Annotated in this window: 1 pseudogene; it reads left to right on the top strand. The window is 35.4% G+C overall.

Annotated elements, in window-relative coordinates:
• Positions 1 to 235: 235 nt before the first annotated feature.
• Positions 236 to 570: pseudogene (locus GMD1S_RS08820) on the top strand (hypothetical protein); the annotation flags it as partial.

Raw genomic sequence — 570 nt, 5'->3', positions numbered from 1 at the left:
AATCCTCCTAAAAGTAACATTGTGAGAAATATGCGTTTTTTCATAACCCTCTCCTTGCTTATGATAATTAATAAAACAACTAATCATATTTCCCTTATAGTATATCATAAAAGGCTGATATGACTGTTTCATCTATGATGTTAAAATCCTGTCTAATTCATTTTAAAACACTGTAATCCTAAAGGTCATGATATAATAGCCAATGAATAACAAGCATTACTTGAAGGAGAAATGTATGAAAAAATCGTTCAGACTTTGTTGCCTAGCTTGTGTGACAACACTAGCCTTAGCCCTTGGTGCTTGCTCATCAAAGCCATCTACTAGTTCTACAAATAATTCAAACAATCAGGCCTCTACCTATCACAAGAAAGATGTAACTGGTCCTGCCGCTTCATTTGACTGGAATGCCAAAGTTGAACCTACCAACTATGAGAGAACCTTTGTTGAAACCAACAGTAGCAGTCAATTTAATAAAACTTTAGATCGCACGAAAGAGGCGGCTGAGAATCTTGAAAAAAAGAAAAAGGAAATTTCGGATCCTAAGGTTCAAACAGCCCTCAAATTAGTGGA

Source organism: Streptococcus sp. GMD1S (assembly GCF_000296875.1).
In the GTDB taxonomy this organism is placed as follows: domain Bacteria; phylum Bacillota; class Bacilli; order Lactobacillales; family Streptococcaceae; genus Streptococcus.
Note: the sequence above shows the minus strand (reverse complement) of the source record. Positions and strands in the feature narration are given on the sequence as shown.